This window comes from Algoriphagus namhaensis, from assembly GCF_042649705.1.
Classification (GTDB): Bacteria; Bacteroidota; Bacteroidia; order Cytophagales; family Cyclobacteriaceae; genus Algoriphagus; species Algoriphagus namhaensis.
Map to the genome: position 1 here is coordinate 124218 of NZ_JBHRZS010000006.1, position 24177 is coordinate 148394.

Here is a 24177-nt window from a genome sequence, read left to right on the forward strand (position 1 = left end):
CCATGAAGCGATTTACCGCCTTTCTTGGCCTTACCTTCATTCTTTTTTCATGCGCAAAAAAAGAGGATCCTACACTCTTTGAACTGCTGCCATTCGAAAAAACAGGGATTGACTTTGAGAATAACCTCGTCAGCACTCCTGAATTCAATATTTTGGAGTACCTCTATTTTTACAATGGTGGGGGCGTAGCGGCGGCAGATTTCAACAATGATGGACTTATTGATCTTTTTTTTACAGGAAATCAAGTCTCCAATGAACTGTACCTCAATGAAGGCGATTTTAAGTTTTCAAAAATCACCGAATCCGCGGGATTGACATCCAAAGGCAGCTGGTCCACAGGAGTCACCACAGCTGATGTAAACGGCGACGGCCTTTTGGATATTTATGTTTGCCAAGTAGCTGGCTACAAAGGACTGGAAGGGAAAAACCGGCTCTACATCAACCAGGGCGATAACACCTTTCTGGATTTGGCGCCTTATTATGGGGTAGATTTTGAAGGCCTAAGCACGCATGCGGTATTTTTTGATTATGACAAAGACGGTGATTTGGACTTGTACTTACTCAATCACTCTGTAAAATCCCCTGAGGTATTTGCGGAGTCAGAAATGCGTACCAAGCCCGATCCCAAAGGAGATAAGCTCTTCAGAAACAAAGCTGCACAGGGTGAGCGAGGCTTTGAAGATGTAACCGGATCCGCTGGGATTTATTCCTCAGTATTGGGTTTTGGCCTCGGGGTGAGTATTGAAGATTTCAATCAAGACGGCTGGCTAGACATTTATGTGTCTAACGACTTTACCGAAAACGACTATCTCTACCTCAACCAAAAGGATGGTACTTTTACAGAATCTCTTGAGTCACTAATTGCCAACACCAGCAGATACAGCATGGGAAATGATGCTGGAGACCTCAATAATGATGGACTTCCAGAAATTTTCACCACAGATATGCTCCCACAAAATCCAGAAATCTGGATGAAGTCTGTGGGAGAAGATAAGCAGGAGGTCTATGATATCAAAAAGACGTTCGGCTACACCGATCAATACGTTCGAAACAATTTGCAGCTGAATCAAGGCGCAAATGGCTTTTCTGAAATAGCCTTTCTAGCAGGAGTCGAGGCCACAGACTGGAGTTGGTCTCCCCTACTCGCCGACCTGGACAATGATGGTCACAAAGACATCCATATCACCAATGGAATTGTGAAAAGACCAAACGATTTGGACTTTATCCAATACAGCCAAGATGCTCCGGGTACGCTCAGCATGGAGGAATTGAGAGATCAACAGATCAAAATGCTTCCTAACATGAAGCTTCCGAATTTCACCTACCGAAACCTTGGGAATCTTAAATTTGAGGACGTTTCGAAAAGTTGGGGATTAGGCCAAGAAAGCTTTTCCAACGGCTCGACTTACGCCGATTTAGACAATGACGGGGACTTGGATTTGATTCTCAATAATCTAGATCAACCCGCTTTTATCTATGAAAATCATAGCGAGAAATCCGGTAACAACTATCTTAAAATTCGACTAAATTCCGGTGCTCAAAACGTTTTTGCACTAGGAGCGAAAGTCAGCATATTTGGCGAAGGAAACCAATATTCCCAAAGACTCTCAAGCAGTCGGGGGTTCCAATCTGGCGGACCTGCTGAACTACTTTTTGGCTTAGGCCAAATCAGGAATATCGACTCTATTTTAGTAAGCTGGAACTCCAATTACCCCGAAGTATACTTTGCTGATTCTGTGAACACTACCCTTTTGCTCGAAGAGGGATCAGGGAAAATTCACAGAGCATCTGGCCAGTCTATTCCAGCGCTGACCAGTGCGATCACTCTTCCTTGGAGTCATCAAGAAAATTCAGATTTCGATCCTTGGGATCGGGAGTATTTAATCCCGCGAAGCTTTGCCAACCTAGGTCCTGCAGTGGCCATTGGAGACGTGGATGGAGATGGAGATGAAGACATTTATTTGGGCGGAGCCAAAGACCAAGCAGCTACCCTTCTCATTCAGGATGAGACTGGGAATTTTAGTCCAAAGTCAAACCCAATTTTTGAGCAGCTCGCCAAGGCAGAGGATGTTACGGCTGCTTTTGCTGATTTGAACCAAGATGGGCATCTTGACCTCTATGTGGGAAGCGGAGGAAATGAACTCCAATCCGGCCATCTCTTCAATTTTGACCGTGTGTACTTTGGCGACGGGCTCGGGAATTTTAAGTTTTCGCCAAACTCACTCCCTCCACTAGGTGAGAACACCTCCACAGTGGCCATTCATGATCTGGATGGGGATGGAGATTTGGATATTTTCGTTGGAGTATCTGTGGTATCAGGTGATTATGGAGCCAGCCCGAAAAGCTATTTATTGTTGAATCAAGGATCAGGAAAGTTTGTAGATGGCACCAAAAATTGGTTTTCCGAAGAAATCGAATTCGGTATGATCAATTCCGCGACTTGGTACGATCTGACCGGAAATGGCCAAAAAGAATTGATCTTGACTGGAGATTGGCAAGGCATACGCATTTTCGAAAAATCGCAGAACCAGCGTTTGGTGGAGATGCGACCCAAGGGACTCGAAAAATCCGCCAGCTGGATTCAATCACTAGAGCTTGCAGACTTCAACGGAGATGGTTTGATCGATATCGCTACGGGAAATCTAGGACAAAATTCAAAACTCAAAGCCTCACAAGACAGGCCAGCCTGGCTATATCATGGGGATTTTGATGAGAATGGCCAAAACGATCCAATCATCTTTCATCACATGGGTGCCAAGCTCGTACCCTTTGTGAGCAGGGATGACTTGATCAAGCAGATTCCTGAAGTGAAGCGTAAACACACCACCTATGCTTCCTATGCGCAAATTTCAGCACCAGAAGATCTGTTTGCGATTGAAGATCTTGAGAGGGCAAGAAAACTGCCTGCATATGAATTCCGATCAGGTGTCTATTTTCAGCAGTCAGATGGTTCATTTGCCTTTTCAGTTTTCCCAATAGCCGCCCAACTCGCCCCTATCAACAGTCTGCTTTGGGACGAAAACAACCAAACCCTACTATTGGGAGGCAATCTTTCCGGTTTTCGAGTGGATTTAGGGCACCACAAAGCCATGGCTTATCAGGCCTTGAAATATGCTGATGGAGAATGGACTAGCGAAAAAGAACTCCTGTCTATTCCACTTCAAGCGGAAATTCGATCCTTGAAAAAACTATCGGTAGGAAACAAAGAAATGATCTTGATCATCCAACACAATGATAGCCCACTCCTATTGCCAAAAAAGTGACCTCAGATATATTTTTTACCCTTTTAAAAAAAACAGATCAATCTATCACACGTATACCAAACTTGAGTAAGGGACTCATATTTAGTATATTTGTCCTTCCTTAGCACCCCAAAATTTATTTATGCAACGATTAAAATTTCTTCTACTATTAGTCCCCTTTTGGGTTTTGGCTAGTTGTCAGGAGCCAGTAGATTATTCAGCAGTCATCACGGATGGTCATTACCTTAATGAAGCACAGGACCGGATCACTCAGGTCATTATCCACGATATATTTTCACCCCCAGTAGCCGCGCGAATCTACTCCTATGCCTCTCTCGGGGCCTACGAAGTTGCTGCCGCTACGGATCCAGCTTATGCCTCACTTATGGGCCAATTGCGAGGTTCAGAAAATGTAGAATTTAAAGTTTCAGATAAAGTTTACCCACCGCTTGCAGCTTTGGCTGCTTATTACAAGGTTGGGACAAGCTTGATCTTCTCAGAGGATATGATGAATGAACATCGTGACATGACGTTTGAGACCCTTCTGGAAAAAGGAATTCCAGACGATGTTTTTGAAGCATCTTTAGCATTTGGAGACGAAGTAGCAGCGGCGATAATAGCCTACTCCAAAGAGGATAACTACCACCAAAGCCGATCTTTTCCAAAGTATACCGTAACCAATGAGCCTGGCACATGGGAGCCCACTCCTCCTGCCTATATGGAAGGGATAGAGCCACATTGGAATAAAATCAGAACTTTCGTACTGGATTCGGCGGCTCAGTTTAAGCCATCTCCACCACCACCATACAGCACTGATCCTAATTCAAAGTTTTACGAGCTAGCCATGGAAGTGTACACAGCTGGTAATGAGGCGAATGAAGAACAAAAGGAGATTGCCCTTTTCTGGGATTGTAACCCATATAAGATGAATGTGAAAGGACATGTGATGTTCGCTACAAAAAAAATCACTCCGGGAGGACATTGGATGAGTATTGCAGCCATCGCTTCCAAGGCGGCTGGTACTGATTGGAAAGGAACGGCTGAAGCTTTTGCTATGACCGGTATCGCATTAAATGAAGCATTTATCTCCTGCTGGGATGAAAAATATCGAAGTAAGCTCGTCCGACCTGAGACCTTTATCAATCAATACATAGACGAAGAATGGGTGCCCACTCTGCAAACACCGCCGTTTCCAGAGCACACCAGTGGACATTCAGTAGCCTCCGCTGCTTCTGCTTACATTCTTGCTGAGCTTTTTGGGGATGAATTTCATTTAGTAGATAGCTCAGAAGTAGACTATGGCTTGCCCATTCGGGAATTTGATTCTTTTAGCCAAGCCGCAGAAGAAGCTGCCATCAGTCGATATTACGGTGGAATTCACTACTTACCTGCCATCGAAGATGGAGTAATCCAAGGTCGTCAAATCGGTGAATTGATCTCGAATAGAATCAGTACCAAACCGAAAAATCTAGCAAGCAACTAATCACAAAGGTGGCCTCAGGGCTGCCTTTTTTTATGGAAAAACTAGGATGGCATGTCCCGTTTGTACCGAATAAATTTTATTAACCATCAAGATTGAGTATCTTTTTTCATCTCAAAAAAACACGAAAGACACTCGCTTTTTTAAATCAAAACCTATGTCAAAAACCATTATTGTTTCCAATCGACTCCCAATTAGCTTACGACATCGCAACGGAAAATTTGAATTCAAGCCTAGCGCCGGAGGACTTGCCACAGGCCTTGGGTCCATTTATAAGGAAGGCGAAAATATTTGGATTGGTTGGCCAGGCAACACGGTAGATGATCCCGAACAGCGTGCAGAAATCATCCTCGAACTTCATGATTTAAAAATGGCTCCGGTCTTTCTTTCTAAGGCAGACGTTGAGGAGTTTTATGAGGGATTTAGCAACGAAACACTGTGGCCGGCATTTCACTACTTTACCCAGTACATGGTCTACAACCCAGACCACTGGGAGGCCTACAAGAGAGTCAATCGCAAGTTTTGCGATGCCATACTAAAAAAAGCAGGTCCTGAAGACACTATCTGGGTGCATGACTACCAACTGCTTCTTTTGCCTCAAATGCTGCGCGAGGCCCTTCCAAACGCAACGATTGCCTTTTTTCAACATATCCCTTTCCCATCCTACGAGATCATTCGAATGATCCCTTGGCGAAAACAATTGCTCGAAGGAATTTGTGGGGCGGATTTGATTGGTTTCCATACTTACGATGACATGCGCCACTTCCTAAGTGCTGTGGGAAGAATCACTGGTCTATCCAATGAGAGCGGCTACATACAGGCTGAAAATAGAATCATCAATGTGGATTCTTTTCCGATGGGAATCGATTACGACAAGTTTGCGAAGCAGGCCAAAAGCAGAAAAACCCAAAATATCGTCAAGGAATTCAGAAAGCAGGTCGGTGACCAGAAAATGCTCCTGACTATCGATAGACTGGATTACTCCAAAGGAATTCCACAGCGAATTGAAGTCTTCGACCAATTGCTCAAACAGCATAAGGAATTACATGGCAAAGTTTCCATGTTGATGATTGTGGTTCCTAGTCGGGACAAAGTGCAGTCTTACAAAGAACTTAAGGAGGAAATCGATACACTCGTGGGTCGAATTAACTCTGAATACTCCACATTGAATTGGGTTCCTATTCATTACTTCTACAGAAGCTTTCCTTTTGAAGAATTGAGCGCCTTTTACAGCATGTCGGATATCGCTCTAGTCACTCCGCTGAGGGATGGAATGAATCTCGTGTGCAAGGAATATGTAGCCAGCAAAACCGATCAAACCGGAGTTCTGGTTTTGTCCGAAATGGCTGGAGCATCAAAGGAATTGCAAGATGCTATTCTAGTCAATCCAAATGATCGGCAGGGAGTAGTTGATGCTATTTTCAGTGCTTTATCTATGCCTGAGGAGGAACAAAAATATCGAATCAAATCCATGCAGGAGAGCCTCAAAAAATACGATGTTTTCCAGTGGGTTAAGGTCTTTATGGATCGAGTGGATCACGTAAAAGTGAAGCAGTCTGAGTTGGACTCCAAGGATGTAGATGTGAAGATCATGACTGAGATGAGTAAGCAATTCAAGTCAGCCAAGTCACCCGTTCTTTTCTTGGATTATGACGGCACCCTCACCGGATTTGTAGCAAATCCTCAAGACGCAAAACCTGACGCTGAATTAAAGAAACTCATTCGGGATTTGAGTAAAAAAGCCCAAATCGTTATTATCTCGGGGAGAGATAAAGACACGCTCGGCGAATGGTTTAAAGGCCAAGATGTAGACATGATTGCCGAGCACGGCGTTTGGGTGAAGACTCGCGACAACAAGGGCGATTGGGAGCTCTATGCCGATGTGGACTCGAGCTGGAAAGAGGATATCCGTACCATTATGGAATACTACGTGCTACGGACTCCTGGTGCATTTATTGAGGAAAAACACCACTCACTCGTATGGCACTATAGAAAAGTGGAAAGTGGCCTAGGTGACTTAAGAATGCGAGAGCTTTTCAGCCACCTCAAATACATGGCCCGAGGTCATAATTTACAGGTTCTAGAAGGGAATATGGTCTTGGAAATCAAAAGACCAGACATTAACAAAGGTCGTGCAGCCACCGCCTTAATGAAAGGTCATGAATACGACTTTGTACTAGCGATCGGCGATGACTGGACAGATGAGGATACATTTAAGGCTATGCCAAAAAACTCCTTTACCATCCGAGTGGGCTATGCCTACACAGCCGCCAATTACAATATCAAGTCCTTTAGACAAGTACGTAATCTCCTAGCTAAGTTGAGTTCCTGATGGTGAAAATTAGGAACTCATCTAGCTTTGGATAAAACTTTACATTTTAAACTTTAAACTCCCAAACTTACAAGAAAGTAGGACGATCCAACTTCTTCCCGATCCGAATCGCAGCGTTCATCAAGCCAACATGTGAATACGCTTGCGGAAAATTACCCCACTGACTTCCGCTCTTCTGATCCACATCTTCTGAGAAAAGTTGAAGATGATTACAGTATTTGGTCAAGGTTCCAAAGCCTTCTACAGCTTCATCAATTCTTCCCACACAAGCCAAAGCCTCGATATACCAGAAGGCACAGATCAAAAAGGTGGTCTCTGGCACCCCAAAATCATCCATATGCTTATAGCGATAGAACAGGAAGTCCTTGGCCAACAAATCTTCTTCCAAGGCCTTTAGGTGGTTATTTGCTCGCTCCAGATCTTCACCAAAATATCCCATAGTGATTAGCTGTAGCGTGGATGCATCCATGTAGCTACTTCCAACGGCCTGTCCATAAGCCTTTCTGTCAGGAAGATAGCAGGATTCGATTTTTTTAATCGCCTGATCTCTAAGCTCAATGGCCTTGGAATACATGGTGTCATTCTTCATTCGGATTCCAATCTTTGCCGCAGCACAAGCTCCTGCCCAATGGAATAGGAAAGTGTAGCAATGCTCTTGCGCAAGATTTCTAAACTCCCAAAGACCAGCATCTTTTTCATGCATAGTCTCTTCAATCTTGTCAAGCAGATTCATAATCATCGGCTGAGACGAGCTCCGCTCGCTCTCTGTAAATCGCTGATCCGAATACAAAGGAAGAAGTGATACCAACACCTGCCCATACAAATCATTCTGAATGTGCGTATAGGCTTGATTGCCAAATCGAACAGGCTTATTTCCTAGATAGCCGTAAAGGGGAGATATTTCCTCCACAAGAGAGGATTCTCCAGTAATGGAATACAGGGGCTGATAGCGCCCTTCTTCATCAGAGGGAAGGTTTTGGATAAACTCAAAATACTTTTCCAACTCCTCAAAGTGACCAATCCCGCTAAAAGCCGTCAAGGTGTAATACGTATCTCTGATCCAGCAATAGCGGTAATCCCAATTTCGGGTACTACCGGGGGACTCCGGAAGACTGGTGGTAGATGCCGCGATGATCGCTCCCGTGTCCTCGTATTGGTGGATTTTGAGAATCAAAGCAGAACGAAGCACCAGTTTTTGGTGAAAATTATAAATGTGAGTGGATTTCACCCAAGCCTGCCAGTATGCCGTAGTTTCTTTCAAAAAACGCTCTGAGGTCGTTTCTATCGGCGCTTCAAGAGGTCGTCCATAGGTCAAAACCAAGTAAATGGTCTTGTGTAAACCAAATGATTTCCCATCCTGAATATAGCTCAATGGGGCATTGCTCGTCAGTCGAAGCTCCTGATCGATTCCCATGTAGCGGATATGATTGCTTCCAAAACTCGGCGTCAATTGACGCTCGCCTCGATCCGTCACTGGCTGGCAATTGATTTTAATTTTTGGTGAGCCAGACACGCACTCCACCTTTCTTATCAGCATGAGTGGCTTGTAGTACCGATCAAAGTTTTTGAATCTTGGTGCAAAATCCGTTACGCGATAGCTCCCTTCATCATAGCTCACGAGTGTTTCTAGGATATTGGTATTTTCTACATAAGTCTGAGTGGTCTCAAAAGTATCCGTTTCAGGCAATACGGTAAACTTTCCCCCTTTCTCGCGATCGAGCATTCCTCCGAATATAAAATCCGAATCGAAACGAGGAAAACAAAGCCAGCTGATATTTGTATCTAGCTCTACATGAGCGATATAGGCACAATTGCCAATCAGACCTGAGCCATAGGTGTGTTTTTGCATAATAGGTTGGTTAGCTAAAAAATTAGATTTAAGCGCTAAGCAAGAAAGCAAAAGGGATTATACTATCCAAAAACTTAAGGGCGTGATTCGTTACAAGCCGGTTTTCTTTATAAATCAAAGATCTCCTTTGATTTACTCATACAGCTTTTTCGACCGAATATATTCGATCACATTCTCCGGCAGGAGATATTTCACCGAGCGATTGTTTTGAAAAGACTCCCGGATAAATGTTGCAGAAATATCTAAAAGTGGAGCCTCAATTTCCCGGATCGAGGGATGCGCAATTTCCGACTTCTGCCCAGGACGAGGATAGACATACACGGTATAATGCTCCAAAATCTGCTCATAATTCTTCCATTTCTTCAGCTGACGTAAATTATCAGATCCCAAAAAAATACTAAACTCATGATCTGGATGGCGTTCACTCAGATAGGTAAGGGTATCGATGGTATAGCTAGGCTTTGGCATGGCAAACTCTACATCGCTGGCCCGGAAATGAAAATTATCTTCAATAGCGAGCTCTACCATTCGGAGCCGATCAAACTCATGAACCAGGGATTTACGCTTTTTGAGTGGATTCTGAGGACTGACCACAAACCACACTTGGTCGAGCTCGCTTCGATCATAGATGGTATTGGCAATAATCAGATGCCCGATATGAATGGGATTAAAAGAGCCGAAGAATAAGCCGATCTTCAAAACCTATCGGGCTATAAATTCACTTACCAAATAAGTGGCTTCAGCTGAGGCCTTGGCAAAGTCATCATTAACCACAGTCACATCAAACTGAGGCTCAAATTGGGATTCAAATTCGGCTTTGAAGATTCTTCTGGAAAGTGACTCCTCGGATTCCGTGCCGCGCTCGCTCAGTCGTTCCTTCAGCACCTCCAAGCTTGGTACTTTTACAAAAATGGCTAAAGCCTGATCTCCAAAATACTTCTTTAAGGCCAGTCCTCCTTTGACATCCACATCAAATATAACCGTCTTTCCTGCATCCCAGATTCGCTGGATTTCTTCTTTAAGGGTTCCGTAGAAATTACCGGCATACACCTCTTCCCATTCGATAAATGCGTCCTCGTCAATTTTTTTCTTGAATTCTTCCTGTGTCAAAAAATAATAATCCTTCCCATGCACTTCGTGTCTGCCTCTTCGATCTCTCGTACAAGCAGATATAGAAAAACCCAAATTGGGAATCTCCTGGATCAGATGCTTTACCAAGGAAGTCTTGCCCGAACCTGAGGGGGCAGAAAAAATAATGGCTTTGCCAGTAGACATGATTATTTGATTTCTTGGATCTTGCTACGAATCGAATCCGCAAGCTCTGCAGGGAGTGGATGTTTGGTACATTTATTCTTCAGCACATCACGAATGGCCTGCTCCAGATGAAAATGCTCAAAACAGGGCTGACACTTGGCCAGCTTCTCCTTAAGCATTTCTTTAGAATTGTTTATCTCACCGTCTAGTATGCTCTCCAGCAGCTCAAAACACTTACTTGTGTCTTTGCACTGCAGCTTCCTCGGCTCTGATGCTTCTTCGTTCTTATCCATCGGTAATCGTTTTTTTATAAATCCTCCTCTTCTTCGGTATTGTAGCCCATATCCTGAGCATAACCTCTTAGTTTTTCTTTCAATAAATTCCGCGCTCTATGCAGCCGGGACCGCACCGTGCCGATTGGGATATCCAAGATTTTGGACATCTCCTCGTAGGTAAATCCTTCCAGATCACAAAGGATGATCACCGTACGAAAATCTACAGCCAGACTATTGAGTGCATTGGAGATCTCATCGCCGAGCATGTCCTTAACAGATTCTGCACGCAGGTCCGAAGTCTGCTGATAGTTAACATCATCCGAGTTGTAATAAGTTTCAACTTCCTGATAATCTACCTTTGTAGGTTGCTTGCTCTTCTTTCGGTATTCGTTGATAAAGCTATTTTTCAGGATCCGAAAAAGCCAGGCTTTCGCATTGGTCCCCTTCTCAAAGGAGTTGATAAAACGATAGGCTTTTAGATAGGTATCCTGTACGAGATCCTTGGCATCGTCCTCATCGAAGGTGAGTCTATACCCGAAATTGTACATCGAATCGATGTGGGGCATAAACTCTCCGTCGAATATGGCGGTTTTTTCTGCTTCAGAATATTTTCTACGCTGGACTTCTGACATAAGAACCAAAAGTAATGATTGAGGCAAATTATAACTAGGAATCGGAAAGAATTCAGCCGATTTCCTTTATTTTGTTATCTGATCGGGGAGCCAAGATCCCTAGCTCTTCAGGCTTTATTCAAATATGTTTTTCTTTCGATTGCTATCACGGCTTCCATTGCCGGTTTTATACCTTTTTTCGGATTTCCTTTATCTCATCGCTAGATATGTGATTCGCTATCGCAAAAAGGTAATCGACGAAAACCTTGCTTACGCATTCCCAGAAAAGTCAGCCAAGGAGCGAAAAGACATCCGGAATAAGTTCTACCGGAACTTTACCGATGCATTTTTTGCCGAAACCATCAAGCTTTTGACCATTTCTGAAAGTGAATTCAACAGAAGATTTAAAATCATCAACCAAGCAGCACTTGACAACCCCGTAAAAAATGGAGTTAGCACATTGATGGTGACAGGGCATGTATTTAACTGGGAAATGGGCGTAATCGGGATTAATCTTAATTCAGAAGTAGAAGCAGAGACAGTTTATTTAAAAGTAAATAACCCTTTTTTCAATCGCCTAATGAATGAGATCAGGACTCATTTTGGGGGATATGTGACAGAAAAAAAGGAGTTTCGCAGGAGCATGCTCACTTTGAGAAAGTCCGCCCGTATTGTCTTGCTTGGCTCAGACCAAAGACCGCCTCGATCAGAAAACCGATACCAAAGAGAGTTCCTAAACCGTCCAGCGGCTTTTTTTGAGGGTGCAGAATTTATGTCAAAAAAAATGGGGCTTCACAGCGTCTATGGGGATATGAGAAAAATCAAAAGAGGACATTATGAATTTGAGTTTACCGAAATCGCCAAACCTCCCTACGACGAAGCACCAGAACACAGCATCACCGATGAATTTTGCCGCAGGTTAGAGGCAAATATCAGAAGACAGCCCGATCTCTACCTTTGGAGTCACAAGAGATGGAAATTATAAATTATTGAAGATTAGCGAAGAAGTATGAATTACCTAGACCAACTCAATCCGGAACAGCGTGCCGCCGTAGAACACACCGAAGGACCAGTGATGATCATCGCCGGTGCAGGTTCTGGCAAAACACGGGTGTTAACTTACCGGATTGCACATCTAATCTACGCCAAAGGAGTAGACCCATTTCAGATTCTTTCGCTCACTTTTACCAATAAGGCCGCCTTCGAAATGAAGCAGCGAATCGAAAAAGTCGCTGGACTCGAAGCAAGAAATACTTGGATGGGCACCTTTCACTCCACCTTTGCCAAAATCCTCCGGGTGGAAAGCGACCGACTGGGCTATCCCTCAAACTTCACCATCTATGACACCCAGGACTCGAAGTCGCTGATCAAGTCTGTGGTCAAAGAAATGAAGCTGGATGATAAAATCTACAAGCCTTCGACGGTACTTTCCCGAATCTCAGGTGCCAAAAACCGGCTGATTTCATGGGAAGCCTATCAAAACGACCCTTATTTGAAAGCGGATGACGAAGCGGCCATGAAGCCAAGAATGGGTGAAGTCTACGAGCGCTACCAAAAGCGACTCTTCAAGTCTGGAGCGATGGATTTTGACGACTTGCTCTTCAATACCAATGTGCTTTTCCGGGATCATCTTGATGTGTTGAATAAATACCAGCAGCGCTTTCGATACATTATGGTGGATGAGTTTCAGGATACAAACCTCTCCCAATATCTCATCACCAAAAAACTAGCGGCCGTACATCAAAACATCTGCGTCGTCGGTGATGATGCGCAGAGTATCTACGCTTTCCGCGGAGCGGATATCCAAAATATCCTCAACTTCGAAAAGGACTATCCAGACCTCTTTGTAGTGAAACTCGAGCAAAACTATCGCTCCACCAAAATGATCGTGGAAGCAGCCAACTCCATCATCGATAAGAATAAAGCTCAATTGAAAAAGACCGTTTGGACCTCTAATCCTGACGGTGACCAAATCGAACTCATCAAAACTTCCTCGGATAATGAAGAGGGACGCGTGGTAGCCAACACCATTTTTGAAGAAAAGAACAATAAAAAACTCAACAATAGCGACTTTGCTATTCTCTACCGAACCAACTCTCAATCCCGAGCGATAGAAGAGGCGCTCAGGAAAATGAACCTCAACTATAAGATCGTCGGAGGACTTTCCTTTTACCAAAGAAAAGAAATCAAGGATCTGATGGCCTATTTGCGATTCACCGTGAATCCAATGGACGAGGAAGCTTTCAAACGAATCATCAACTACCCCAAAAGAGGGATCGGTGATAGCTCTGTAGAAAAAATGCTCGTGGCAGCTTACGAACATGATATTGAGCTGTGGGAAGTGGTAAAGAATGCCCGCAGCTTCTTGACCGGTAGAGCTGCAAATTCGGTAGCGGATTTTGCCACCACGATCCAGGCCTTTCAAATCGAAGCCGAAAGAAAAGACGCCTACGAAACTGCGAATAGCATTGCCAAGCAAAGTGGCTTACTCAAAGAACTCTACGAGGATAAAACAATAGAAGGCCTCAATCGATACGAAAACGTGCAGGAGCTCCTCAATGCCATCAAAGAATACGTGGACAATGAAGAAAATCCAGATAAGAGTCTAGGAGCTTTCCTACAAGAAATCGCTTTGCTCACAGATAATGACCAGGACAAAGATCAAACCGACTCCATCACAGTGATGACAATTCACTCCTCTAAGGGATTGGAATTCAAGCAGGTTTTTGTAGTGGGAATGGAAGAGGATCTTTTCCCATCTCAGATGATGATGCAAAGCCGAGAAGACCTTGAGGAAGAGCGTCGCCTTTTCTACGTGGCCACCACTCGTGCCATGGATAAGTTGTACTTTTCCTATGCCGTGACTCGCTATCGCTATGGGCGCTTACTGAATTGTGAGCCCAGCCGATTTCTAGAAGAAGTGGACCCACGATGTCTGAAGGTGAATAAGCGGGCTTCTAGCAGAGAAATGCCAGGTGCCTTTAGAAAGGATGGTCCGGCAGGATCAGAAGGACGATCTGGATTTGTGGGAATCAAAAGAAAACCTGAGAGCAGAAGACCCACTCAGCTCAAAATCCATACCCCTAGCCCTGACTTCAAACCTTCGAATACAAATAATCTTCGCGCCGAGCAATTGGTTGAACATCCTAAATTTGGCTTTGGCAAGGTAAGAAAGATTGAAGTTGAGGGTTTGAATAGAAAAGCGACGATCAATTTTGAGCATTTTGGTGAGAAAACTTTATTACTTAGCTTTGCAAAGCTCAGGATTATAGATTAATCACTCCAAAGCTCTTACTGGTATTTTTTTTTTATCAAAGAGCAACATAACCCAAAACTTGGCCAGAGCTAAACAAACGGAATAAACACACACATTTTGAAAGAATACGGGAAAAACATTCAAGGCTTGGTGGATCACCTAGTGAGCATTGAAGATCGTGGAAAACGCACGCAGAGTGCCTACACAGTCATTGAAATCATCAAGCAACTGAATCCGCAATGGCGACAAGAAAATGACCAGAAGCTTTGGGATGATCTTTTTATCATGTCCGACTTCAAACTGGAAGTAGATGCACCTTTTCCTGTTCCAGAAAAAGAACTCTTGGGTAAAAAACCACAACCCATCGGCTATCCAAAAGGTGAAATTCGATTCAAGCATTACGGAAGAAACATCGAAAAGCTAATCGAACTGGCCGTAGAAATGGAAGATGACGATGAGCAGGAGGCTGCTATTATTTATATTGGACAGCTAATGCGAAGTTTCCATTCCACCTGGAACAGAGACAATTTCGACGATGCCATCATCCTTGATGATATCAAAACCCTATCGAAGGGAAAGCTTCACATCGACCTAGACAAGGTAAAGGAGGAAGGTCTTTTCGAATCAAATACAAGAAGGGACTTCAAAGTTCAGGCACCAGAGCGAACCAACAATAAAAACCGTCGCTCAAATCCAAAGAGAAGAAATAACAATCACAAAAAACGAAGAAATTAATGGGATCATTTCGGGTCAAAGGGGGAAACAAACTGAAAGGTGAAATCACCCCTCAGGGTGCAAAAAATGAAGCATTACAAATTCTTTGCGGCGTCCTATTGACTCCGGAAAAAATGACCATCCACAAGATCCCCAATATCGTGGATGTGGTCAAGCTCATCGATCTCCTCGGAGACATGGGGGTGAAAGTCACCAAACTTGGGCCCGAATCCTATTCCTTTCAGGCAGATGAAATCAACCTTGCCTACCTCGACACCGAAGAGTTTCTAATCAAAGCGTCCTCACTCCGTGGTTCGGTGATGATTTTAGGACCGCTTTTGGCGAGATTTGGTACAGGCAAGCTATCCAAGCCAGGAGGAGATAAAATCGGCCGACGCAGAATGGACACCCACTTTGTAGGTTTCCAAAAGCTAGGCGCAAAATTCAATTACGATTCCAAGCGTGAGATTTTTCATATCGATGGCAAAAACCTCAAAGGAGCCTACATGCTCCTCGATGAAGCCTCGGTAACTGGCACAGCGAATATCGTGATGGCTGCATGTATGGCCGAAGGCAAAACCACCATCTACAATGCCGCTTGCGAACCCTATCTACAGCAGCTTTGCGATATGCTCAACCGAATGGGCGCAAAAATTACTGGCGTTGGGTCTAACCTGCTACATATTGAAGGAGTGAAAAGTCTTGGGGGAACAGAACACACCATGCTTCCGGATATGATCGAAATCGGCTCATTCATTGGCCTTGCAGCCATGACTCAGTCCGAGATCACGATCAAAGATGCCCAAATTCACAGACTTGGTATCATCCCTGACACCTTCAAGCGAATGGGCATCAAAATGGAATTTAGAGGGGATGACATCTTTATTCCAGCCCAAAAGCACTACGAAATTGAGACTTTTATCGATGGATCAATCCTGACTGTGGCGGATGCCATCTGGCCAGGATTTACACCTGATTTGCTTAGCATTGTTTTAGTGACTGCTACCCAAGCAAAAGGAACTGTGCTTGTCCATCAAAAGATGTTTGAATCCAGACTTTTCTTTGTAGACAAACTCATCGACATGGGTGCTCAAATCATCCTGTGCGATCCACACCGCGCCACAGTTATCGGACTGGACCGTAAAACCGCTCTTCGAGGCATTCGCATGACTTCCCCAGATATTAGAGCAGGCGTTTCGCTACTTATAGCTGCACTTTCTGCAGAAGGCACTTCGGTGATCGATAATATCGAGCAGATTGATCGAGGCTATCAGCACATTGATGAGCGACTCAGACAACTAGGCGCTGATATCGAGCGGATTTCATAGGGATAATTATTCTTCAGTGGTTCAAGAAATTGTTGTCAAAAGAAGCCTTCCAGTAAACCTTAAAAAAGGAGATGAGGAGCTATTTTCAAATTCGCTTGAGGCTACCTTCTATGTTTTGCCCTTGCAAATTCTAGAGAATGCAGCCATCTTTCAGGACACTGTTTTTTCCACTAAAGACTTTAAATTCTTTACAGAATACACGCATACCAGTGGTCTGAGCACACTTCCCATTGCCAAAAGAATTGCTCATTGTTCCATCAAGAAGTGGCGAAAAGTTGATTCGGCCATATGGATCAAGGATGAGTGGAGCGCCAATTATTTCCATTGGATGACTGATTGCCTTCCAAGGATCTGGGAAGGACTCAAGCAAGGTCAAACCAATCGAATCTTATTAATGGATTCTTTTAAGCATTTGCCCTTTGTCACCCAATCCCTGAAGATCATTGGTGTGGAGCCTATCTATTACAAAAGCAACGAAAATGTCTTGGTGAAAAACCTCGTGCTTACTTCACGCACGGCTTCTTTTCCCAATTTCAATGTGCCGCTCACACGCTTGACCCGTGAAAAGCTAAGGCCAAAGCCAAAAGGAGAAGCGAATCGCAAGATTTACATCAGTCGGAAATTTGCTCCAAAGCGAAAATCACACAATGTCAATGACGTGGAAATGCTCGTCAGAAAATATGGCTTTGAGGTGATCTACGCAGAGAAATTGACTTTCAAAAAGCAGCTAGAGCTCATGTCGGAGACCAAAGTGCTAGCTGGACTTCATGGGGCAGCACTTACTAACATGCTTTTTTTACCAGATCACGCGAGTGTCATAGAGCTTCGAAACAAACAGGATAGCATTACCCAATGCTACTTCAACCTTGCATCGGCACTCGAACTCCCGTACTATTATACCCTCAATGAGGGTGATTCAAAGAACACTATAGTCACTGATTTCACAGTAGATCTCGAAGCGCTAGAGGAAGTTCTCAAGACTTTCGAAGACTAATCAAGCAATTCCCTATTCAGGCTAGGTGTGTGCGGAATTTTTTGGTAAATTCTCGCTCGATCAAACCCAAAACCTATGTCTGAAAAAAAACTTCGTAGCCAAGAATGGTACGGCCGTAAAGGAAAAGATGGATTTATCTATCGTTCTTGGATGAAAAACCAGGGCTTCCCCCACCACCTTTTTGAGGGGGATAAACCTGTCATCGGAATCTGCAATACCTGGTCCGAGCTTACCCCTTGCAATGCGCATTTTCGCGACCTAGCTGCTGCTCTCAAGCGAGGTATTTGGGAAGCAGGAGGCTTTCCTTTGGAATTCCCTGTCATGTCGCTGGGCGAATGCTCCATCAAGCCTACTGCCATGCTCTTTAGAAATCTGGCTAGCATGGATGTGGAAGAAAGCATCAGAGCCAATCCCATGGACGGAGTAGTCTTGATGTGCGGTTGTGACAAAACCACTCCATCGCTCGTAATGGGTGCAGCCTCGGTAGACCTCCCTACCTTAGTCATATCCGGCGGCCCCATGCTAGTCGGACGATTTAAGGGAAAAAAGATCGGAACCTCTGACGTTTGGCGATTTGCGGAGGATTTTAAGACAGGAAAGCTTTCTCAGGAGGATTTTATCAAAGCAGAAGCCGCTATGTCCAGATCTGTGGGGCACTGTGCGCCTATGGGAACAGCCAGCACCATGGCCGCCATGGTGGAAGCACTTGGGCTCGCCTTACCAGATAATGCTACCATCCCTGCTGCCGACTCGAGAAGGAAAGTTTTGGCTCATATGGCAGGAATCCGAATCGTGGAGATGGTGAAGGAAGACTTGAAAATGTCTAAAATTCTTACCAGAAAAGCCTTCGAAAACGCAATTATGGTCAATGCTGCTTTGGGTGGCTCTACCAATTTTATCCTGCATTTGACAGCCATTGCAAAGCGAATTGGGGTGGATATTGACTTGTCGGACTTTGATAAGTTTTCTTCTCTTATTCCTCTGATTGCAAACGTTCAGCCTTCTGGAGAGCACTGGGTTGAAGATCTTTTTTACGCAGGAGGACTACCAGCTGTAATGAAGGAAATCGCTTCAAAAATCCATACGGATGCCCTTACCATCACTGGAAAATCCATAGCTGAAAATATATCCGAAGCCGAATGCTACGATAGAAATCTGATAGGCACACTAGAAATTCCAATCAAGCCTGACTCCGGTATCGCAGTCCTGAAAGGGAATCTCTGCCCCAATGGAGCAGTGATCAAACCTTCTGCAGCCAGTCCGCATTTGCTCAAGCACACAGGGCGGGCTTTGGTTTTCGAAAATATTGATGAGTACAAAGCTCAAATCGACGATCCCAATCTAGACATTGACGAAAATACAGTCATGGTCATGAAAAATGTGGGACCAAAAGGCTACCCAGGAATGCCTGAAGTTGGGAATATGGGATTGCCTGCCAAACTTCTGGAAAAGGGGATCAAGGACTTGGTTCGGATTTCGGATGGTCGAATGAGTGGAACAGGATATGGTACGGTGGTATTGCATGTGTCTCCCGAATCTGCTATCGGTGGTCCGCTGGCCTTTGTACAAAATGGAGACATGATTGAGCTAGATGTACCGAATCGAACGCTAAATCTGCTCATTTCGGATGAGGAAATGGAAAAGCGCAAAGCGGCATTTGTTCCCACCAAACTCCCCTACGAAAGAGGTTATGTGAATTTATTCTTGGACAAGGTGAATCAAGCTCATGAAGGAGTGGATTTTGATTTCTTACAGGGAAGCTCCGGCTCGGAAGTGAAGCGAGATTCACATTAAATCAATGAATTTGGGATGAAAAAATCTGCCATTATCACCGGAGCTGGCCAAGGCATAGGGCTGGCAATTGCTGAAAAGCTTGCGAGCCTAGGCATCAACTTGGTGATCAACGATATCGAAGCTGGTTTGGTTGAAAAAGCGGCAAAATCTATTGCGAATAAATTTGGGACGCAGGTACAAGCTGTCCCAGGTGATTCCAGTGACCCATCCGTCATTGATAAACTGGTAAAATCGGCTACTTCAAGATTCGGAAGCTTGGATATTGTCGTCGCAAATGCCGGGATTACCCTATTCGGCGGTTTTTTGGACTATTCACGAGAAGATTTCCGGGAGGTCACTCGGGTAAATCAGGAGGGCTCCTTTTTCCTTTGTCAGGCTGCCGCAAATATCATGAAAAATCAAACCGGTGGTGGAGCCATACTTTTCACCTCTTCCGTCACCGCCCATGCCAGCCATGAAAACCTCGCTGCTTATGCCATGAGTAAAGCTGCCTTAGAAATGCTGTCAAAAAACCTCGTCCTCGAATTATCACCCTTTGGAATCCGAGTGAATACCGTAGCTCCCGGAGCGACTTTAACCACGAGAACTTCACTCGATCCAGATTATGAGGGAACTTGGTCCAACATCACTCCCTTGGGCAGACCCGCGAGCATTGAGGACATCGCAAATGCAGCGGCTTTTTTGGTTTCCGAAGAAGCCAGACACATTACCGGTCAAACGCTGATCATAGACGGAGGATGGACCAGTGTCAGCCCATCTCCCTATTCCTAATTTTATGCTAAAAGAGAATTTCATACCAGTGGCTGCTCCTTGGACCTTGAAAGGAACTGGCATTATCTTGATCTACAAACTTTCGAGGGATTGGGTAGAAAAACAAGGACAGCTCCCGGACTACTTAAGCGGAAAATTCAAGGGCGGATTGGGTTATTTGATGCTAGTGAACTATACTGAATCGCCTGTTGGACCCTATCAAGAGCTACTTTTCATCCCAGGTAAATTTGACCCATCGGGAAAGCAAAGCATTAGCAAAATCTATGTATCCTCCTATGCCAGCACCTTCAATGGGCGTGCAAACTGGGGCATCCCCAAGGATACACTTCCTTTTTCTTGGCAGAAAGAAAATGGAGTTGAAAAAATCAAAATGAGCTCCCATGACCAAGTGGTCTTCGACTGCCAAATCGAATCCGGCGGAATTCCTTTCCCAGTTAGTACTGCACTTTTGCCTATCGATTTGTACCAAAGGTGGGAGGGTCAAGACTTTTTCACCAAGCCCTCCGGAAAAGGATGGGGCAAGCTTGCCAAAGTAAAAATCAAGACCTGCAACCCAGACTATTTCCCCGGCATAGATCAAATCAAGCCGCTCTTGGCTGTAAAAGTTGATCCTTTTTACATCACCTTCCCAAAACCCAGCCATGATCTATAAAGGGTTTACCGAAGCCAATGTAATCATCACTGGCGCCTGTTCAGGCATTGGGCGAGAATTGGTCAAGCAAGTCTCTGAGTCGCGCGCCAACATTTTGGCAATAGATTACAGAAAGGAAGATTTAAAAGACTTGGCAAATGAATTTCCTCAGGTGACCCACACTTTAGAAATAGACCTTAGTCAGAAAGGAACACATGCCACGATTATAACCTATGTCAAAAATCACTGGACGCATGTGGACTTCTGCTTTGCAAATGCAGGAATCGCGGAATTTGGCCCGACTGAGAGACAGAATTGGGAAGAAATGGATAGGCTTTTCCAGCTCAACGTACACAGTCCTATCCAACTGGGCCTAGGGCTCAAGGAGGCATTTCCCCCTCACCCTTTTCGCCATGTGATCACCGCATCCGCCATGTCGTATTGGACACTTCCTGGATACAGTTTGTATGCCGCTACCAAGTCTGCCTTGCTCCAATGGGCTCAAACCCTTTGGGCTGAAAAAACAGGGAAATGGCTCACGCTAGTCTTTCCCATTGCCACGAAAACCGACTTTTTTAACCACGCAGGAAAAAATATACCCAAGGCTTGGCCACAACAAACTGCCGAGTGGGTAGCGAGTGAAATGCTTAGAGGCGCTGCCAAAGGCAAAAAAAAGATCTACCCCTCCAAGCTTTTTCTTGGCGTGCTTATCCTCAATCGATTTTTCAGATTCATCAGACGAATTGTCCTTTGGGTAGAGTACCGCAAATATAAAAATTGGCTCAAAGAACAATCAAACAGCTGAGCCTGTTAACTTTGTCAAAAAACCACTCCTATGAAAAGAATTCTCTTTACTCTCCTGATGTCAGGCATATTGCTTGCCTGCCAGCCTGAAGCAACTACTCCCGATACGCTACCCATGAAAGTGGCCAAGGCTTACGGCTTTGATCAAATGGATCAAGTCAATACGCTTGCATTCACTTGGAATGTGCAGCGAGACTCTGTAAACGTACTTTCCCGATCTTACATCTGGAATATGAAGGATCAAACGGTGGACTATTCTGATGCTGACACAGCTTATCAATATAGCCTCCTTTCAGACTCCCTTCCTCCAGCGGATCGCGCCTTTATCAATGATAAATACTGGGCGATGATGCCTTACCAGCTTGCTTGGGATGCGGGCTATACTTTTGAAGTAGAAGAAGGTGCAGCCTCTCCTCTGAAGGGTACAACTTCCACCAAACTGACCATTATTTACAATTCCGAGGATGGTTATACTCCTGGTGATGCTTATGATCTATATCTAGATGAAAACAACAAGATCTTAGAGTGGACCTTCCGAAGAGGAAATGGTGAGCAAGGAGCTACTTGGACCTGGGAAAATGAAACAAAAGTGGGTCCTTTGACTTTTGCACAAGATCATATGGGGGCGAATGGAAATCGATTTATCTGGATTTCAGATCTTTCGGTCAACTAGAAGAAACTAAAAAACAGAAAGCCAAAGCTATTCGCTTTGGCTTTTTTTGTGCCCCATCCAAGTCACTGATCTGCCTTGATTTTTTGTAGAAAAAGTGAAAATCAATTGAGCACTTGGACGAATTTTTTAATTTAGAGAGCAAGAACACCAAAGGCCTGTAGATATTGCTCATATAGACGCAATAAGCGTGCAGAGTTGCGTATATACAAGTGTTGGCAAAACAATAAAATGAAAAGTAGATGAAAAAATTAGTTTATCTAGTCACCTTTGCAACCATTCTAGGATGTAATGAAAAGCAATCTTTCGACAGTGGCTTACTTGAACAAGAAGTAATCGACCATAACGTTCCCCTAGAAACGGAACCGTATGCCGATGCGGAAATCCTAAAAAACCTTGCTCCTATTCGAGCACGATTTGACAATTTAGCCATTACTCAAGAAAGTGATTTTATTAATGCTAGAATGACTTCTTTTGGAAAGCAAATGCCCAAAACCATTTACGAACCTGTAAAAGATAGAGCTTTTTTAATGGCGGGTTGGCAGCTGACCTCTACTTTGATTGTAGTTGGAGACGATGGACTGATTGTAGTTGACCCTGGAGAAAGCGATGAAGCTTCAGAAAGAATCCTGAACGATTTCAGAAAAGAAACGAATATCCAACTACCCGTTAAGGCGGTTGTCTATTCCCACAGGCATCCTGACCACTCTTTCGGTGCGGCAGGAATGGGTGTAACCCAAGAGCAGGTAAATAGTGGAGAAGTCAAAATCTTTGCTCATCACCAATTCATGGAGTATTTAGCAAATGATGCTAGCGTGGTTGGTGCTATATTAACAGAGCGCACAGCTTATGGTGGTGCAAGTTACTTGGGACAAAATGAAAAAGGATTAGTCCATGCTGGATTGGGCCCCACATTTGCAGGAGGTAAAATTTCATTCTACAGCCCCACTGAAATCGTAAAAGGCAAATTGGAAGCTGAAGTTGCGGGAGTCCGTATGGTTTTATTTGAAGCTTATGGAGACGCAGAGGATGAAATCGATATTTATTTTCCTGATCTAAAGCATGTTCATGGCTCAGAAACAATTCAGGGTGAATCATTTCCTAATCTTTACACGCTAAGAGGCACTAAATACAGAGACTTGGTAAAATGGTATAAAGGGGTTGACAACTTGTTAGAATATGCCAAGAATAGTGAAAGCTATAGTCATTCTCACATGCGCTCATGGGTAGGTAATGAATTTATTGTAGAGCGTATTCAAAACTACAGGGACGCTATTCAATTTACTCATGACCAATCCATCTACTACATGAACCAGGGAGCAACCCCGGAAGAATTGGTGGAATTGGTGAAGCTACCTGAAAACTTGAAAAAAGATCCATGGTTACAGGAATTTTATGGAAGTGTTGAACACGTAGTAAGAAACGTGTACAATGGTTATTTGGGCTGGTATTCAGGAGATGCTACTGAATTAGCTACGCCATCTTTTAAAAGAAAAGCTGAGCTGTATACTTCAGCAATGGGTGGACGTGATAATGTGCTTAAAATTGCTAATCAAGCAATCGAAGCAAAAGATTATGGTTGGGCGATGGAAATAACCACTCACTTGGTCCGAGCAAACCCTGATGATAAAGAAGCACGTGATTTAAAAGCCAAAGCAATGCAAGCATGGGGCTATGATCAGGCGAATATATATTATAGAAACTTTGCACTATCTGGAGCTAAAGAACTGGATGGTACTTTAGATAAATCGGGGGCATTTGATTTTGCAAACCCTGTGATTATTCAGCAGTTCAGTATTGGAACAATCCTAGAAAACCTCAGAGTAAAGGTCAATGCATCAAAAGCCATCGATGCAAACTTCAAGATCGGATTCACTATTACAGACCGTAATGAAAACTATGGATTCCATGTCAGAAACGGAATTGCTGCCTTTTATGAAACAATTCCCAACAATGCTGATTTGGTGCTAAATATCCCTAGTAGTGTGGTTTATGATTTCGTTTTGGGCAAAGGAAGAGTAAAAGATGCCATTAATAATGGACAAGGCTCTGCAGAGGGAGACCTTGACCAGTTAGATGTTTTTGCGGACTTCTTTGATTTTAGTAAGTCGGAAATTAACCTTTCCTCAAGATAAAAAACGTTTGCCAACACTTTATAAAGGGCATTAAAAC

The 24177-nt window shown here is 44.0% G+C and carries 19 protein-coding genes; 14 read left to right on the plus strand and 5 right to left on the minus strand.

Features of this window, described 5'->3' with window-relative positions; genetic code table 11:
* Positions 1-2: 2 nt before the first annotated feature.
* The 3 genes from ACFOSV_RS04225 to ACFOSV_RS04235 all read left to right on the plus strand — a co-directional run bounded on the left by ACFOSV_RS04225 (position 3) and on the right by ACFOSV_RS04235 (position 7054).
* On the plus strand, positions 3-3263 hold the full coding sequence (locus ACFOSV_RS04225; RefSeq protein ID WP_377903718.1) for a VCBS repeat-containing protein: 3261 nt from the start codon (positions 3-5) through the stop codon (positions 3261-3263).
* A 121-nt stretch (positions 3264-3384) separates the two neighbouring features.
* Positions 3385-4725: a vanadium-dependent haloperoxidase gene (locus tag ACFOSV_RS04230; RefSeq protein ID WP_377903720.1), complete on the plus strand. Its 1341-nt coding sequence runs from the start codon at positions 3385-3387 to the stop codon at positions 4723-4725.
* A 154-nt stretch (positions 4726-4879) separates the two neighbouring features.
* On the plus strand, positions 4880-7054 hold the full coding sequence (locus tag ACFOSV_RS04235) for a bifunctional alpha,alpha-trehalose-phosphate synthase (UDP-forming)/trehalose-phosphatase (RefSeq protein ID WP_377903722.1): 2175 nt from the start codon (positions 4880-4882) through the stop codon (positions 7052-7054).
* A 67-nt stretch (positions 7055-7121) separates the two neighbouring features.
* On the opposite strand, the gene ACFOSV_RS04240 is transcribed toward ACFOSV_RS04235, so the two are convergent.
* The 5 genes from ACFOSV_RS04240 to ACFOSV_RS04260 form a co-directional block, all read right to left on the minus strand.
* Positions 7122-8903, minus strand: coding sequence for a glycoside hydrolase family 15 protein (locus ACFOSV_RS04240; protein ID WP_377903724.1), 1782 nt, complete (start codon positions 8901-8903; stop codon positions 7122-7124).
* Between the two features lie 132 nt (positions 8904-9035).
* Positions 9036-9602, minus strand: a complete 567-nt coding sequence (gene nadD / locus ACFOSV_RS04245; protein WP_377903726.1) for a nicotinate (nicotinamide) nucleotide adenylyltransferase — start codon at positions 9600-9602, stop codon at positions 9036-9038.
* A 3-nt stretch (positions 9603-9605) separates the two neighbouring features.
* Positions 9606-10178, minus strand: a complete 573-nt coding sequence (gene gmk / locus ACFOSV_RS04250) for a guanylate kinase (protein ID WP_377903728.1) — start codon at positions 10176-10178, stop codon at positions 9606-9608.
* Positions 10179-10180: 2 nt separating this feature from the next.
* Positions 10181-10450, minus strand: coding sequence for an anti-sigma factor (locus tag ACFOSV_RS04255; protein WP_377903730.1), 270 nt, complete (start codon positions 10448-10450; stop codon positions 10181-10183).
* Positions 10451-10464: 14 nt separating this feature from the next.
* Positions 10465-11064 carry a sigma-70 family RNA polymerase sigma factor gene (locus ACFOSV_RS04260; RefSeq protein WP_377903732.1) on the minus strand — a complete coding sequence of 200 codons (600 nt, stop codon included), beginning with the start codon at positions 11062-11064 and terminating at the stop codon, positions 10465-10467.
* Positions 11065-11188: 124 nt separating this feature from the next.
* On the opposite strand from ACFOSV_RS04260, the gene ACFOSV_RS04265 reads away from it, so the two are divergent.
* The 11 genes from ACFOSV_RS04265 to ACFOSV_RS04315 all read left to right on the plus strand — a co-directional run bounded on the left by ACFOSV_RS04265 (position 11189) and on the right by ACFOSV_RS04315 (position 24140).
* Positions 11189-12028, plus strand: coding sequence for a lysophospholipid acyltransferase family protein (locus ACFOSV_RS04265; protein ID WP_377903734.1), 840 nt, complete (start codon positions 11189-11191; stop codon positions 12026-12028).
* A 24-nt stretch (positions 12029-12052) separates the two neighbouring features.
* Positions 12053-14320, plus strand: coding sequence for an ATP-dependent helicase (locus ACFOSV_RS04270; RefSeq protein ID WP_377903736.1), 2268 nt, complete (start codon positions 12053-12055; stop codon positions 14318-14320).
* Between the two features lie 96 nt (positions 14321-14416).
* Positions 14417-15034, plus strand: coding sequence for a DUF4290 domain-containing protein (locus ACFOSV_RS04275; protein WP_377903738.1), 618 nt, complete (start codon positions 14417-14419; stop codon positions 15032-15034).
* Positions 15034-16341, plus strand: coding sequence for a UDP-N-acetylglucosamine 1-carboxyvinyltransferase (murA, locus tag ACFOSV_RS04280; protein WP_377903740.1), 1308 nt, complete (start codon positions 15034-15036; stop codon positions 16339-16341). Before ACFOSV_RS04275 ends, murA begins: the two co-directional genes overlap by 1 nt.
* A 16-nt stretch (positions 16342-16357) precedes the next feature.
* Complete coding sequence (locus ACFOSV_RS04285; protein ID WP_377903743.1) at positions 16358-17335, plus strand: glycosyltransferase family 61 protein; 978 nt, start codon at positions 16358-16360, stop codon at positions 17333-17335.
* Positions 17336-17410: 75 nt separating this feature from the next.
* Entirely contained in the window at positions 17411-19129 is a 1719-nt protein-coding gene (locus ACFOSV_RS04290) for an IlvD/Edd family dehydratase (RefSeq protein WP_377903746.1), read from the plus strand.
* 15 nt (positions 19130-19144) lie between these two features.
* Positions 19145-19900 (plus strand): SDR family NAD(P)-dependent oxidoreductase, encoded by a 756-nt coding sequence (locus ACFOSV_RS04295; protein ID WP_377903748.1) that lies wholly within the window; start codon positions 19145-19147, stop codon positions 19898-19900.
* A gap of 4 nt (positions 19901-19904) precedes the next feature.
* Positions 19905-20552 carry a hypothetical protein gene (locus tag ACFOSV_RS04300; RefSeq protein ID WP_377903750.1) on the plus strand — a complete coding sequence of 216 codons (648 nt, stop codon included), beginning with the start codon at positions 19905-19907 and terminating at the stop codon, positions 20550-20552.
* Positions 20542-21336 carry an SDR family NAD(P)-dependent oxidoreductase gene (locus ACFOSV_RS04305; protein WP_377903752.1) on the plus strand — a complete coding sequence of 265 codons (795 nt, stop codon included), beginning with the start codon at positions 20542-20544 and terminating at the stop codon, positions 21334-21336. Before ACFOSV_RS04300 ends, ACFOSV_RS04305 begins: the two co-directional genes overlap by 11 nt.
* Before the next feature lie 30 nt (positions 21337-21366).
* Positions 21367-22008: a hypothetical protein gene (locus tag ACFOSV_RS04310; RefSeq protein WP_377903754.1), complete on the plus strand. Its 642-nt coding sequence runs from the start codon at positions 21367-21369 to the stop codon at positions 22006-22008.
* A 239-nt stretch (positions 22009-22247) separates the two neighbouring features.
* Positions 22248-24140 (plus strand): alkyl sulfatase dimerization domain-containing protein, encoded by a 1893-nt coding sequence (locus ACFOSV_RS04315; protein WP_377903756.1) that lies wholly within the window; start codon positions 22248-22250, stop codon positions 24138-24140.
* Positions 24141-24177 lie beyond the last annotated feature (37 nt).